Origin of the sequence: Porphyromonas asaccharolytica DSM 20707, from assembly GCF_000212375.1 — a bacterium.
Classification (GTDB): Bacteria; Bacteroidota; Bacteroidia; order Bacteroidales; family Porphyromonadaceae; genus Porphyromonas; species Porphyromonas asaccharolytica.
The window spans coordinates 1,929,261-1,944,452 of the sequence record NC_015501.1; the positions used below are offsets into that span (position 1 = coordinate 1,929,261).

Here is a 15,192-nt window from a genome sequence, read left to right on the forward strand (position 1 = left end):
ACGAGTAGCCCTACTTTATGTAAATAGTTCCCATTTATTTCGCTATCTTTGTCCCGAGAGCAATGGCATTATGAGATGCTACTTCAGCACAATCTCTTATTGCTCTAAGACAGCTCTCTATTTTCGCTTAAACAGACTCAGTTGGACATTGTATGTTACCACTATACGTACGGCATCCATCCTTGAGCCTACGTTAACACATAACAGAACCAGTACTTCATGTCTCCAAACAACCGCCTTCTTAGACCTATTCAGCGGTTTACAATCCGCAAAGTAGATTCCACCGTCGTACTCTTTCTTGCGACCATCGTAGCACTTATTGTGGCCAATAGCCCTCTCAGAGATCTATACCATACGCTGCTCGCTATACCGATCAACCTCAACATCCTAGGGCTAGACATATTTCATTATCATGGCGAGCCGATGAGCTTCTTGGTTTTTGCCAATGATGTCTTGATGGTTTTCTTCTTCTTTGTTGTCGGACTAGATATCAAGCAGCAACTTCTCGTTGGGGAGCTCTCCTCAGTCAAGAAAGCGATGATGCCTGTCGTGGGGGCTATAGGCGGTATGATCATGCCTATCCTCCTCTTCTTGCTGATTGCTCCTGCTGGTGATGCCAGCCGAGGTGCTGCCATACCGATGGCTACAGATATAGCCTTCGTCCTAGCGGTACTGATGGTACTGAAGGATCATGTACCCGCTTCGCTACGTGTCTTTATGACTACGCTAGCCGTAGCCGATGATATAGGAGGTATCATCGTGATAGCGCTCTTTTACTCCTCTGGGATCAACCTGTTGATGCTAGGTCTAGGCTTGGCGACAGTTGCTCTGCTAGCTCTCCTAGGTCGATCAGGAGTGCGCCATATAGTGATCTACATGATCGGACTCTTTATCGTATGGTTCTTCTTCCTACAGAGCGGTATCCACACCACCATCGCAGGTGTCATGGTAGCACTGGCGGTCCCTATGACGACCTCTGTCTCTTGCCACCAGCTAGGCAATCTCGCTGGTACAGTCTCTAGGATGCTACCGCATACAGAGAATACACAAAAAGATCAGACCACACACCTAGATGGAGCTGATATTGCCATGATCAACAGCTTGCGCCAATCTGCTTCACGAGCTATCCCTCCAGTACAGCGCCTAGAGCATGCACTCACGGGTTGGGTCAACTATTTGATCCTCCCTATCTTTGCTTTTGTCAATGCTGGGATCGACTTCTCCACATTCACTATGGATAGTATCTCAGCACTTCCCTTTGCAGTGAGTTTGGGACTATTGATTGGCAAGCCTGTTGGCATTTTCCTCTTTACCTATGTCTACATTCTTCTCACGAAGCATCAGTGGAGTGACGGGGTCTATCCCGCCATGCTCTTCGCTGTCTCCATATTGGGTGGTATCGGCTTTACGGTCTCCATGTTTATCGCTAGTCTGTCATACGATGTACAGCTGCATCTAGACTGGCTCAGCGAGGCCAAGCTGGGTATCCTAACAGGGAGCCTTATCTCGGGCATCATAGGCTATATCACGGTGCTGGCTGTGGGTAAGCGGCATCAAAAGAAGATGGCTCAAAAAGCAAACTAAGAGACAATGCTCATATATATCCACGTGGGGATTCTCAATTCTCCACGTGGATATTTTTTATTCTCCACGTAGGGACGAAACGATTCCTCCGAAGTTTCATTTGATTCCTCCGAAGTTTCATTTCTTCCCTACGTGGAGAATATTTGATCTCCACGTAGGGATTCTGAAATTTCTCCGTAGGGATCCCGAAATCCTCCCATGGAGATCTTAGATTGTAGTTCCTGATCACAAATAGCCTGACACAAGTCTGGATCGATAGGCACTTAGCTATGAGTGGTGTTTTGACCTTTACGCTGTATTTGGCTTGTGTTAGGTCGCTTATAGGTTACAAAACAGCAAGTGGCGACGAAGGCACTAGGACCCTCGTCGCCACTTGCTTGTGATGTTTTACCTCTATCTTATGAGGTGATTAGACTCGCTTAATCTGTTCTTTGGGGATCTCTCTCATCGGAGTCACGAGACGATAACCCTTTCCGTGCACGTTCTTGATCTCTAGCGAGGGATCGGCCTTGAGGATCTTACGAAGCTTGGTCACATAGACATCCATGCTGCGTGCGTTGAAGTAGTTGGCATCAGCCCAGATAGTCTTAAGAGCATAGTCTCTCTCGAGGGTCTCATTAGCAAAGACGCAAAAGAGAGAGAGCAACTCGTTCTCCTTTGTGGTTAAGGTGAGTACCTTACCATCCTCAGTCGTGAGGGTCTGCTTCTTCGTATCGAATAGTAGCTTGCCTAGCTGGTAGAACTGCTGCTCCTCATGCTCCTCACCGATGATGCGTCGCATGATTGCTGCGATACGAGCCTCCAGCTCTTGCATGCTAAAGGGCTTTGTGATGTAGTCGTCTGCTCCGAGCTTGAAGCCACGTAGTACATCTTTCTTTTGATCCTTTGCCGTGACAAATATGATAGGAATATTGGGGTTAGCATCACGTATCTGCTTAGCTAGCTCGAATCCATCCATCTTAGGCATCATAACGTCGATAAGGCAGAGTGAATACTCTTTCTTACCAAAGGCTTCTAGCCCCGTCTCGCCATCTGTAAAGAGGTCTACCTCATAGTCCTTTGCTATAAGGTACTCCTGAAGCATCAAGCCTAAGCTCTCATCATCTTCGCAGAGGAATACTCTAATCTCTTTGTTGTTCATAGCTATTATTTGATTTGTTGTGAATTATTCTGTTTATTGTCGATTAGATACTCTTGAGCGGCAATAGTTTAATCTTCATTATCATTCTTTTTAGATTCACTCTGTGCTAGGAATGGTATGCGAAGTGACATCTTCGTCCCGACTCCCAGCTTACTGAAGACCTTGACCTCGCCTCCCATACCTTGGATAGCTCGCTGTACGTAAGCTAGACCGAGACCAAAGCCCTTCACGTCATGGCGGTCACCCGTATGGACACGATAAAACTGATCGAAGATATGCGCTCTATCCTGACGAGAGATACCGATACCATTATCTTGGATATCTATGATCAGGTAGGTATCATCGTTTCGTGTGGTTAGGGTGATGATCGGAGGTATATCCTCCTTGCGATATTTCAGACTGTTGTCTATCACATTAGATATAACGTTCTGAAAGGCGATTTTATCACATAGGACTCTATAGTGCTCAGCCTCCAGAGCTAGCACGAGCTCTCCATGCGCCTCTGTGAGCTTCATGACATAGGCACTGCTTAGGTCTCTAATCTCCTCGTGAGCATCTAGCTCCACAGGGTAGGTCTTGAGCACACCACGCTCCATCGTTGAGGACTGCAAGACTTGATCTACTAGTAGCGTGAGTCGATCTACCTCCTTAAGCATCGTCTGAGTGATACGCTTGCGTCTCTCCTCAGACTCCTCCACAGACGGGTCTTCGAGCATCTCACAGGCTAGACGTATGGAGCTCACGGGAGTCTTGAGCTCATGAGTCATGTTGCTTACAAAGTCTTTACGCTCTCGCAAGTAGTGCTGCTGTCGTACAAGGATCGCGATTGCCAGTGCGCTGAGCATCACAATCACTAGCAGCGTAGCAGCTGAGGGGAGCGTATAGATTAGATTGCCCATATGGTGGCTATGATCCATGAAGATCAACTCAATATAAGGCAACTGTAGCTCATCCTGTGTGTCTAGATAGGAATTTGATTGGACGAAAAGATCCCTCCGCAACACTAGAGGAGCCTTTCGTGAGGGGACGTAAGTGTCAGGTACGGTCGTATAGACCGACTGCCCCCTACTATCATAGAGTGTAAACTCAAAAGCCTCCGTTATCCCGACCTGTGCCAACTCGCGCACTAATGCTTTCTGCAAGAAATCTACATTGACCCTCTGTCTGAGAGGCTGATCATTACGCTTGAGGATGGTACGTAGTACCGCCTCATCAAGGAGATTACGATGATAGAAGTAAGTGTTGAGTAGCTTATTTTGCAATGCTTTTGTGTGCTCTTTGCCCCGCCTATTCACACGAGCCTCTGCCCATGGGGGACAGGTCGCCCGCTGAGAGTTGCCATAACCATTCCACACCTCGCTACCGTCTGACATATAGCTTGCTGAGAGAGCTCCTGACCCCTCCACACCAGGCTGGAGAGAGTCTTGCAGACCAAACTTCTGCACATCTTTCTGTGTGAGTACCGAACGTAACTGACGCTCCACCTCATCTTGCTCCAACGACCGAGAGACCTCGTCCAATGCTCTCTGAGCCAAAGTCTCAAAGTAGTCGTTGTACAAAGCAGTGACATAACTAAAGTTCCTCAACTGCAGCAATATGGATACTGTTGCAATAGTCACTAGCAAGATGATTATAGTCCAGATAATACGCTTTCCCACGTCAGTTACCTTCTATTTGTACGCAAGTAAGATACCTTATTAGAGCTTGATTTGGTCTATATGTATGAGCTCCTCTAGATCGATCGTCGTCACGCTCCCATAAGGCAGGATCTGAGCAAAAGCTTCTTGTAGCGTGATGCGACCCGCCATGGCTCTCACAGCATTGATGACCCCGCCATGAGAGAAGAGGAGTACACGCTGAGCTCCAGATGTGTAGAGTTCATCCAGTAGGTCTGCGACACGTCTTGCTAAGTCTCGTAGCGACTCACCCCGAGGGGCTGGCTGATCGATAAAATACTCAAAGAAGGCTGACACCTCTTGCTCTTTCTCGAGGATGCTATTCCAATGCTTCCCCTCCCAATCGCCAAAGTTCATCTCTTTCAGACGATCATCCACCTCTATACTGGTCTCCTTGGGTACACAGTGCTGCGCCAGCTTGAACGCACGAGACAGTGGACTAGAGAGGATGCGATCATACAGAGACAGATCTATCTGAGCTGCCACACGAGGAGCCTCCTCGGCAAATGTGTCTGCCAGCGGTATATCTGTATTGCCATAGCAAATGACCTGCCACTCAGGTGATACGGCGGTATGTCTGACCAATGTTATCTGCATCCTTTCGCTTCTTTTTTATCTATTCATATCCAGCGATATGATAGGTGATGGACTCACCACCTATCATCATTATTGTTAAAGTCTTTGCCTCGGTTGTCTCGTCGACGACCATGGGCATCACCTCCCTTAGCTTTGTAAGGTTTATTGCCCTTGGCGTGTCCCTTGGACTCTCTAGACTCATCCCCATATCGGTCTGACCTCATCCTCTTTGGACCAGACTTGGCAGGACGATTGGAGCGACCTCCGCCTCGTGGGGCGTATTCCAGATCAGCATCTCTAGTCTCTCGCTCCTCCTGCTGAGCCTCCAAGTAGTGCTTCATCGAGAGAGCTTCACGCAGGATATCGTTGACAGGGAGTTCCTCGCCGTCTAGCGTCACGATATCATCTTCCACCACAATATCCGTTAGCTCAGCTCGCTCGCCATTGAGCATGACACGCCCAGCGACGATGTACTTCTCCACTTCACGGCGCGATCCGATACCCGCATCGCTCAGAAGTTTGTTGATACGCAAACTCATGATTCAGTCGTTATGTATAAAGTTTAGTTCATTGATTACTCCAATATGTGTAGCTATAGCTTGATCTCATCTATAGCGTGCTGCATACGTCGTATGCTCTCGGGGATGCCCAGCAGGTATATGATCTCATGAATACGTGCTCCACGAGGTGCTCCTACAAGTGCCATACGTATACCATTCATCACCTTGCCCATAGGTAGCTCATCTCCATTGATCTTGTCGTAGAGTGCCTGCTCGATCGTATCCAGCGAGGCCTCACACGGGAGTTCCTCTAGGAGCGTGATCATCTGCTGTAAGTAGCTAGGGGTCTCCGCCTTCCAGTGCTTCTTGACTCCCTTAGCATCGTACTCAGTGGGAGCAACGAAGAAGTAAAGGACCTCGGGGAGCAAGTCGGGGAGGAGCTGCGCCTTATCGCGGATCGTCAGAAGCACGTCTCGCAGATGCTCGTCCGTAGGGTTCACACCGTGCTCAGTGAGAGACGGGCGTATATATGTGATGAGACGCTCTACGGGGATCAGCTGTATGTACTGATGATTAAACCACTTGGCCTTTTCAAAATCGAAGCGCGCTCCACTCTTGCTACAGCGATCTAACGAAAAAGCAGAGATTAGCTCGGAGGATATAGGCTCTTGGGGATCGGCAAAAAGCTCTTGATCGGTACCAGGATTCCACCCCAATAGTGCTAAGAAGTTGCTCACAGCCTCTGGTAGATAACCTTGCTCACGATAACCCATCGAGATAGAGCCATCCTCAGGATTGCGCCACTCTAGCGGGAAGACTGGGAAGCCCAACTTATCTCCATCACGCTTGCTCAGCTTACCACTACCCTGAGGCTTCAGAAGGAGCGACAGGTGTGCAAACTGAGGCATCGAGTCCTTCCACCCGAAAGCCTCATAGAGCAGGACATGCAGCGGTGCACTAGGTAGCCACTCCTCACCACGGATCACATGAGTGATCTGCATCAAGTGATCATCGACAATGTTGGCTAGATGGTAGGTAGGCAGATCATCTGCACTCTTGTAGAGCACCTTGTCGTCTAGCTGTGTGGAGCTAATGACCACCTTGCCACGGATCAAGTCATCAACCTCAACCTCTCGGTCAGGGTCAACCTTAAAGCGCACCACATACTCCTCACCAGACTCTAGCAGACGAGTCACCTCCTCGCTAGGGAGCGAGAGGCTATTGCGCATCTTAGAGCGGGTAGAGGCATCATAGCTAAAATTTGGCATCTCCTGCCGCGCCTGCTCTAGCTCCTCCACAGTATCAAAGGCATAGTACGCTGCACCTTGCTCTATGAGCTGCTGTACGTACTCACGATAGATATCCCGTCTCTCGCTCTGGCGATAGGGTCCATAAGGCTGATTGTCACTACCGATGCCCTCATCGATCTCTATCCCTAGCCACCGTAGTGCCTCGATGATATAATCTTCAGCTCCAGGCACAAAGCGCTTACTATCCGTATCCTCTATGCGTAGCACCATCGTGCCACCATTATGACGTGCGAAGAGATAATTAAAGAGTGCTGTCCGCACGCCTCCGATGTGTAGTGGACCCGTGGGACTAGGCGCAAATCTAACTCGAACCATTGCTGTCTTCCTTTATTACTATTTGTTGCTTACTCAGCCCTTTAGTTTGTTTTCTTTTAGTAGCACGTAAGCTCAGAAAGCTCTATGTGCCGATTCTGTATAAACGTGCCACAAAGATAGTAAAAAGTGCGGTCTCCCTCTATAAGTTCAGCTGTGCGACATAGGAAAGCAACAAGAGTTTGGATTTTTCACTACCTTTGGAGAGCTAAAACCATTATTCTAACGACTTATTTTAACCTAATCAGATGAACACACCATTACTAAATGCTCAGGGCAAACTTATGCTAGCGACCATACAGGGCTACGACCGCCCTGGCGTGACCGCTTCGCTCATGAGCATCCTCGCAGAGCATGGCGCATACATTCTAGACATCGGCCAGTCCGACATACATAGTCACCTCAACCTAGGCATCCTCTTCCAGATGAATGAGGATGACTCAGGATCTGTACTGAAAGATCTACTCTTTAAGGGATATGAACTTGATGTCCAAATACGCTTTACACCTATCTCAACAAACGACTACGGAGAGTGGGTCAATGCCCAAGGCAAGAACCGCTACATCATCACCGTTGTAGCACGCAAGATGACCGCTGAGATGCTCTCAGCGGTCGCTGGAGCTGCTGCCGAGCAGGGACTTAACATTGATAACATACGCCGCCTCACGGGACGTATCCCGCTTGACCCAATGCAACAGGCTCCGATGGCGAGCATCGAGTTCTCCATGCGTGGCAATATCAAAGATGTCCACACCTTCCAGCTAGACCTCCTACAGATGAGTGGCGAGCTAGATATGGATATATCCTTCCAGAGGGAGAGTATGTTTCGCCGTATGCGCCGCCTGATCTGCTTCGATATGGACTCGACGCTGATCCAGACCGAGGTCATCGACGAGCTAGCTATGAGGGCTGGCGTAGGCGACCAAGTCAAAGCAATCACCGAGCGAGCTATGCGTGGTGAGATAGACTTCATCGAGAGCTTTACAGAGCGTGTCGCCCTACTCAAGGGACTGGACGTCTCTGTTATGGAGGATATAGCGCACAATCTCCCCATTACCGAGGGATGTGAGCGACTTATGCGCACGCTCAAGGTGATGGGCTACAAGACCGCTATCCTCTCGGGAGGCTTCACCTACTTCGGGCATTACCTGCAGAAGAAGTTTGATATAGACTACGTCTACGCCAACGAGCTAGAGGTGGCCGATGGCAAGCTCACGGGTCGCTACGTAGGCGACGTAGTCGATGGTCGCCGCAAGGCTGACCTGCTTCGTCTGATCGCTCAAGTAGAGCGTGTCGACCTGATGCAAACGGTAGCCGTGGGCGATGGAGCCAACGACCTACCGATGCTCTCACTAGCAGGACTAGGTATCGCATTCCACGCTAAGCCCAAGGTCAAGGCAAGTGCCGAGCAGCGTATATCTTCCGTTGGTCTCGATGGCATCCTCTACTTCCTAGGCTACAAGGACTCGCTCTTTGATGAGCAGATGATAGAGTGCATGAAGGATGGCTCCTGCTCAGCACTCTTCCCCCATCACTAAATCGTCTAACCCTTTACTACCCTATTAATACATGATACGTCATTGCGTCGTCTTCACGCTACAACTACCAGGCTCCGCTGAGGAGCAGCAGGCTCATCTAGAAAAGATCAAGAGTCTCCTTGAGAACCTCCCCGAGCAGATCCTCGAGCTTGAGTCGATGGAGGTATTCTTCAACTGCAACCCTAGCGAGGAGTCTACCTTTATGCTCCAGGCTGATGTAGAGGATCTCGAGGCTCTATCGGCTTATGCCACACACCCCGATCATGTCCAGATAGTAAATGACCTTATCAAACCATATAAAGTGGGTCGCACTTGCATTGATTATAAGCTGCACGACCATTATCCTCACTAACGCTATGGCTAGAGAAAAAGAACAGTCCCAGGAGCTAGACACCATCTACCTCGCTGGGGGTTGCTTCTGGGGTATGCAGGCCTTCTTTGAAGAGGTCGACGGCGTCGTCTCTACCGAAGTGGGCTATGCCAATGGCACGCTCGGACGACAGCCCTCTTATGAGGAGGTTTGCACAGGCGAAACGGGCTTTGCCGAGACACTGCGAGTAGTTTACGACGCAGGGCGTGTGCCGCTGAGCTTTATCCTAGAGCGATACTTCACCGTCATCAACCCCACCACGCTCAACCGCCAAGGAGCCGACCACGGCACCCAGTACCGCACTGGTATCTACTATACTAAAGAGGAGCAGCGCCCGATCATCGAGAAAGCACTTACTTCGCTACAACAGGCTTATACCGACCCCGTAGTGGTCGAGTGCAAGCCTTTGGACAATTACTACCCCGCCGAGCAATACCATCAAGAGTATCTGCGTAAGAACCCAGGCGGTTACTGTCACATCGGGCACACGCAGATAGCGCGCGAGAGCTCTGTACGCTACGTAGACCACGAGGCGCTCCGCAAGCGTCTCACGCCGATGCAATATCACGTGACGCAGGAGGCTGGCACAGAGCCACCCTTTGACAATGAGTACTACGACCTCACGGAGGCAGGCATCTACGTGGACGTTGTCTCTGGCAAGCCCCTCTTCCTCAGCTTGGACAAGTTTGACTCGGGTTGCGGTTGGCCTGCCTTTGCGAAGCCTATCGACGACCAACTGATCAAGGAGTCGACCGACCGCTCACATGGTATGGTGCGTACGGAGGTGCGTAGCAAAGACTCGGACGCTCACCTCGGACACCTCTTTGAGGATGGTCCCGTAGAGCTAGGCGGGCTACGCTACTGTATCAACAGTGCTGCGCTGCGCTTCATTCCCCTAGACAGCCTCGAGGCTGAGGGGTATGGCGACTACCTGCGCTACTTCAAGAAGTAACTGTGACAAGGGTTCTACACCTTAGTACCTATGGAGCTAATAGCGGTGCTGGCATCGCAGCTCTGCGACTGCTAGAGGCTGAGCGGAGCTACGGCTTAGACGCTGAGCTACTGCTCATGGCTTCTAGCTCGGAGCCCCTAGCAGGTGTACACGCCCTAAGCAATGATCGGAGACTTTACCGAGCCTGGCAATGCAAGCTTTGGAGCGAGCGCGCCCTCGTTGCCTTGCTCAACGGCTTCAACCGCGAGCAAACATTCAAAACCTCGCTAGGCTGGCTCGGCATCTCTATGCGCACACTGCGCCCTTATCTTACCAATGTAGATGTCATCCATCTACACTGGACGCAGCACGCTTTCCTCTCGCTCCGCACCCTCGAGGAGCTCTGCAAGCTCGGGCTACCCGTCGTCATCACGCTACATGACTACTGGTGGGCGCAAGGCATCGAGCAGATGGAGACCAAGGCTGGCGAACTGTCAGCCCCCCTGCGCCGACTAGACCGACGAGTACAGCAGTGCAAAGCCGAGCTAATGGCGCACTACCCTATTCATTGGGTGACCGTCTCCAATAGCCTGAGAAACGCCGTATCACGCTCCTCCATCGTGCCACGCTTAGGCATCAGCACCATTGGCAATGTACTCTCCGCCCAGTATTATCAGCAAGCACAGAGCCAAGGGTGCCAATCCTCCAGCGAGCGAGCACTTTATCGCATCCTCTTCGTAGCAACGCGTGTCGATGACCCGATCAAAGGGTGGAGCTACCTCACCGCTGCTATGCAACAACTAGCCGAGCTGGCGGGCAAGCAAACAGCGCAAATGCAGCTCACACTCGTTGGCACCATATCTGACAGCACACGCCTCAAGCAGATCCCCATCCCCGTACAGCATCTAGGCAGTATCTCCGATGCGGAGCGACTACGCTCCCTTTACGCTGAGAGCTCCGTCCTCATCTCAACCAGTGAGCGCGAGAGCTTTGGTCAGACACTCCTAGAGGCACTTGCCTGCGGTACCCCCATCATCGCTAGAGACTCGGGAGGTCCCGCAGATATACTCATCAATGGGATCAATGGCACCCTCGTGGCACACGACACACCACAAGAGATGGCGACCGCTCTCTGGCAGCACTTCACAGGAGCTACTGAGTACGAGCCCGAAGCGTGCCGCACCTCCGCCATGCGCTTTGCTCCCACCTCCATAGTCCAGCAGTATGCCCAGCTTTACGCCCAGTTAATAGATGACACCCAGCGAGCAAACCGATGACTACCACACCTCTACTAACCATCATCACCATCTGCTACAATGCGGAGGCGACCATCGCCCCCACCCTGCGCAGCCTTGCCGAGCAGAGCGACCAACGCTTTGAGTACCTTGTCATCGATGGTGCATCCCAAGACAGTACGCTCTCACTCGTTCAGACGCTCTACCCTCGTGCTACCATTTACTCTGAGCCAGATCATGGACTCTACGATGCGATGAATAAGGGATTGCGCCATGCCACTGGCACCTACATCTGGTATCTCAATGCGGGCGACACGCTACGCACACCCGACACGGTCCGCACCGTCTGTGCTGCCCTTGAGACACACCAGCCCGACCTCCTCTATGGCGACACGATGATTGTAGATGGAGCTTACCAAGACCTCTATCCTCGTAGGTTGCGCCCGCCCCATCAGCTGACGCAGCACTCCTTTGCCAATGGCATGCTCATCTGCCACCAAGCTTTCATACCACGACGCAAGCTCGCCCCGCTCTACGACCTGCGCTACCGCTACTCGGCAGACTACGACTGGTGCATCAAGATCATAGACGCCATCCAGAGCCAGTACCGCATCGACGACTATTTCGTCAACTACCTCAACGAAGGGGTCACCACACGCAACCACCGAGCCTCGCTCCTCGAGCGGCTTCGCATCATGGCTCGACGGTACGGCTGGCCGACCGCCATCGTACGACACGTCAGCTTCCTCTTCTGTCGTCAGCGATAAGAGTGGATTCGTGGCCCGTTACGACCATCTCATAGCAAGCTATTCGCAACTTATGGTCATGACGAAGGAGACTGCAGGATAGAGACCCTGTTTCATAGGCTAATTTCTATTTTGAGGTGCTGGAAGAAATAATTTAGACTGACGTATTCTAATCAACTGAGACTATAAAACAGAATATCCACGTGGGGATTCTCAATTCTCCACGTGGATATTTTTTATTCTCCACGTAGGGACGAAACGATTCCTCCGAAGTTTCATTTGATTCCTCCGAAGTTTCATTTCGTCTCCACGTGGAGAATTTTTATTTCCTCCGTGGGGATTTAGAAATCTCCACGTGGAGATCTACCCCTTCTAAGGGAAAGTCTTATCGGGGCATAAGAGATCCTGTCGATCACATGTCAGTGCAGGCCCCTTTCAGCACCCCAAAATAGAAATTAGCCATTTCACACGTCAGCTCTACCCTACTCCAGGACGGATCTTCATCGAATAGAGATATTTTTCGTAACTTAGCCATCTGAAAGTAGAGGTCTCTTTCAGCTATTAGCTCGATGAGTGGCACCTGCTGAGTGAGGGTGGACAACTCGGGGCTCTTCGCTCCGAACCTGATCTACCAGCCTCTACGACCAAGCGAATAAAACACAATTGACTCTATGGAAGATAGTATAGATAGGATTATCCCAGTGGATATTGAGGACGAGATGAAGACCTCTTACATTGACTACTCAATGTCTGTCATCGTCTCTCGTGCACTCCCCGATGTGCGTGACGGGCTCAAGCCTGTGCATCGACGTGTACTCTACTCGATGAATGAGAGTGGCAATACCTACAATAATCCTACCCGCAAGTGTGCACGCGCCGTCGGTGATATCTTAGGTAAGTATCACCCCCATGGCGACAGCTCCGTATACAATACACTGGTACGTCTCGCGCAGGGCTGGAATATGCGCTACCCGCTCGTACAGGGACAGGGTAACTTTGGTTCTATCGACGGGGACTCACCCGCTGCGATGCGTTACACCGAGTCGAGGCTCAATCAGTTTGCCCAGGAGATGCTCCGAGATATTGACATGGAGACGGTGGACTTTCAGGACAACTTCGACGGAGACTTTAAGGAGCCTACTGTACTACCCTGTCGCATTCCTAACCTTCTGATCAATGGTGCCGCTGGTATCGCCGTCGGTATGGCGACCAATATGGCTCCGCACAACCTTACTGAGACGCTCAATGCTTGTATCGCTTACATAGATGCCCGTGGTGAGATCACGGTCGATGAGCTGATGCAGTATGTCAAGGCGCCAGACTTCCCCACGGGTGGTGTCATCTACGGCTATGAGGGGGTCAAAGAGGCCTTCCGCACAGGCCGCGGACGTATCGTCATACGTGGCAAGGCGGACATAGAGGAGTACCATGGACATGAGCGCATAGTCATCCGTGAGATACCCTATCAGGTACGCAAGAGCGATATGGTCGCTAAGATTGCTCAGCTGGTCAACGAGAAGAAGATCGATGGCATCAGCGACATATCCGATGAGTCGAGCAATAAGGGTATCCGCATTGTCATCGATATAAAGAAGGATGCCAACGCAGGTGTCGTCCTCAACTACCTATATAAGTACTCCGATCTGGAGAGCTACTTTAGTGTCAATAACATTGCGCTAGTTCACGGTCGCCCTCGCCTGCTCAACCTTAAGGACCTTATCGGGCACTTCGTCGATCACCGCCACGATGTGGTGACACGTCGTGCTCAGTATGAGCTTCGCAAGGCGCAGGAGCGTATCCACATATTGGAGGGCTTGATCATTGCGGTAGACCACATTGACGAGGTCATACGCATCATCCGCTCTAGTGAGGAGACACGCGAGGCGATGAACCGACTGATGGAGGCATTCAACCTCTCGGAGCTACAGGCGCGTGCTATCGTAGATATGCGTCTACGACAGCTCACGAAGCTCGATATTGACAAGTTGCAGCATGAGTACAATGAGCTCAAGGAGCGTATCGACTACCTAAACCTCTTCCTCAGTGACATCAATATGCGTATGGAGCTGATACAGGAGGAGTGCCGTGAGATCATCGACAAGTATGGCGATGAGCGTCGCTCAGAGATCGTATATGCTTCGGAAGATCTCAATCCTGAGGACTTCTACGCCGATGAGGATATGGTGATCACCATCTCTCACCTAGGATATATCAAGCGTACGCCCCTCTCGGAGTTCCGCACGCAGACACGTGGCGGTGTCGGCGTCAAGGGTGCCGATAGTCGTGACGAGGACTTTGTCGAGTACATCTATTCGGCGACGATGCATGCCACGATGATGCTCTTTACCGCTACGGGACGTGTCTACTGGCTCAGAGTCTTTGAAATACCAGAGGGCTCCAAGAGCTCTAAGGGCAGACATATACAGAACCTACTAGACCTAGACGAGGAAAATCGTGTCACGGCTTTCTTGCGTATCAAGGACTTGACGACCGATAAGGAGTTTGTCAATACACACTACCTTGTCTTCGCTACCGAGCAGGGCTTGATCAAGAAGACGCTCCTAGCTCACTACGCCAACCCACGCAAGACGGGTGTCCGTGCGATCAACCTACGTGGCGATGATCAGGTCGTTTCGGTGGCTCTCTCGAATGGTAACTGCGAGATATTCCTTGCCAACCGCAATGGGCGCTGTGTCCGCTTCAACGAGCAGGAGGTACGTCCTATGGGTCGCACAGCGACAGGTGTTCGTGGTATCCGTCTCGATGATGATCCCAACGACAAGGTAGTCGGTATGGTCGTACATCGCTTGAAGAACAGTGACGAGACCATCCTCGTCATCAGCGAGAAGGGCTATGGTAAGCGTTCGCTCATCGATGACTACCGCATCACCAAGCGTGGCGCCAAGGGTGTCAAGACAATCAACGTGACAGACAAGACAGGTCAGCTCATCGATATACGTGCCGTAGAGGATGACGACAACATCATGATCATCAATAAGAGTGGCGTCGCTATACGCCTCTCTATGGAGCAGGTACGTGTCATGGGACGCGCTACTCAGGGGGTCAAGATGATAGATCTCAATAAACGTTCGGACGAAATCGCATCTATATGTAATGTAGTGGCTGAGGAAGAGGAGCCGGAGCTTCTCGATGAGGCTGACCTAGACGACCCCTCTGAGTTTGTCCCTCAGGAGGAGGATCTCCAAGGATCAGACCCAGACGACGAGCTAGAGGGTAGTGAAGATCAAGAGTAGACTTCTCCAGCCAGACACT

Annotated in this window: 12 protein-coding genes; 7 read left to right on the plus strand and 5 right to left on the minus strand. The window is 51.0% G+C overall.

Annotated features, from left to right (window positions below; all coding sequences use genetic code 11):
• The first annotated feature begins 219 nt into the window (after window positions 1–219).
• A complete protein-coding gene (nhaA, locus tag PORAS_RS07505) occupies window positions 220–1,584 on the plus strand; it encodes a Na+/H+ antiporter NhaA (RefSeq protein WP_013760787.1) in 1,365 nt (454 codons plus the stop codon).
• A 409-nt stretch (window positions 1,585–1,993) separates the two neighbouring features.
• On the opposite strand, the gene rprY is transcribed toward nhaA, so the two are convergent.
• The 5 genes from rprY to gltX all read right to left on the minus strand — a co-directional run bounded on the left by rprY (window position 1,994) and on the right by gltX (window position 7,102).
• The gene (rprY, locus tag PORAS_RS07510; protein WP_004330344.1) at window positions 1,994–2,725 is read right to left on the minus strand and encodes a response regulator transcription factor RprY; all 732 of its coding nucleotides are present in this window, start codon (window positions 2,723–2,725) and stop codon (window positions 1,994–1,996) included.
• A gap of 68 nt (window positions 2,726–2,793) precedes the next feature.
• Entirely contained in the window at window positions 2,794–4,284 is a 1,491-nt protein-coding gene (locus PORAS_RS07515) for a sensor histidine kinase (RefSeq protein WP_155811479.1), read from the minus strand.
• 138 nt (window positions 4,285–4,422) lie between these two features.
• Window positions 4,423–4,998: a histidine phosphatase family protein gene (locus PORAS_RS07520; protein ID WP_004330352.1), complete on the minus strand. Its 576-nt coding sequence runs from the start codon at window positions 4,996–4,998 to the stop codon at window positions 4,423–4,425.
• A gap of 53 nt (window positions 4,999–5,051) precedes the next feature.
• Window positions 5,052–5,516, minus strand: a complete 465-nt coding sequence (locus tag PORAS_RS07525; RefSeq protein ID WP_004330348.1) for a S4 domain-containing protein — start codon at window positions 5,514–5,516, stop codon at window positions 5,052–5,054.
• A gap of 53 nt (window positions 5,517–5,569) precedes the next feature.
• Window positions 5,570–7,102, minus strand: coding sequence for a glutamate--tRNA ligase (gene gltX / locus PORAS_RS07530; protein ID WP_013760789.1), 1,533 nt, complete (start codon window positions 7,100–7,102; stop codon window positions 5,570–5,572).
• 245 nt (window positions 7,103–7,347) lie between these two features.
• On the opposite strand from gltX, the gene serB reads away from it, so the two are divergent.
• From serB to gyrA, 6 genes are all read left to right on the plus strand, one after another.
• Complete coding sequence (serB, locus tag PORAS_RS07535; protein ID WP_013760790.1) at window positions 7,348–8,637, plus strand: phosphoserine phosphatase SerB; 1,290 nt, start codon at window positions 7,348–7,350, stop codon at window positions 8,635–8,637.
• Between the two features lie 31 nt (window positions 8,638–8,668).
• Window positions 8,669–8,989, plus strand: coding sequence for a Dabb family protein (locus PORAS_RS07540; protein WP_004330356.1), 321 nt, complete (start codon window positions 8,669–8,671; stop codon window positions 8,987–8,989).
• A gap of 4 nt (window positions 8,990–8,993) precedes the next feature.
• Entirely contained in the window at window positions 8,994–9,959 is a 966-nt protein-coding gene (msrB, locus tag PORAS_RS07545) for a peptide-methionine (R)-S-oxide reductase MsrB (protein ID WP_044211442.1), read from the plus strand.
• A gap of 2 nt (window positions 9,960–9,961) precedes the next feature.
• Window positions 9,962–11,215, plus strand: coding sequence for a glycosyltransferase (locus PORAS_RS07550; protein ID WP_013760792.1), 1,254 nt, complete (start codon window positions 9,962–9,964; stop codon window positions 11,213–11,215).
• Window positions 11,212–11,940 (plus strand): glycosyltransferase family 2 protein, encoded by a 729-nt coding sequence (locus tag PORAS_RS07555; protein WP_013760793.1) that lies wholly within the window; start codon window positions 11,212–11,214, stop codon window positions 11,938–11,940. The genes PORAS_RS07550 and PORAS_RS07555 overlap by 4 nt, the downstream gene beginning before the upstream one ends.
• Window positions 11,941–12,590: 650 nt before the next feature.
• Entirely contained in the window at window positions 12,591–15,173 is a 2,583-nt protein-coding gene (gene gyrA, locus PORAS_RS07560) for a DNA gyrase subunit A (protein ID WP_004330347.1), read from the plus strand.
• Window positions 15,174–15,192 lie beyond the last annotated feature (19 nt).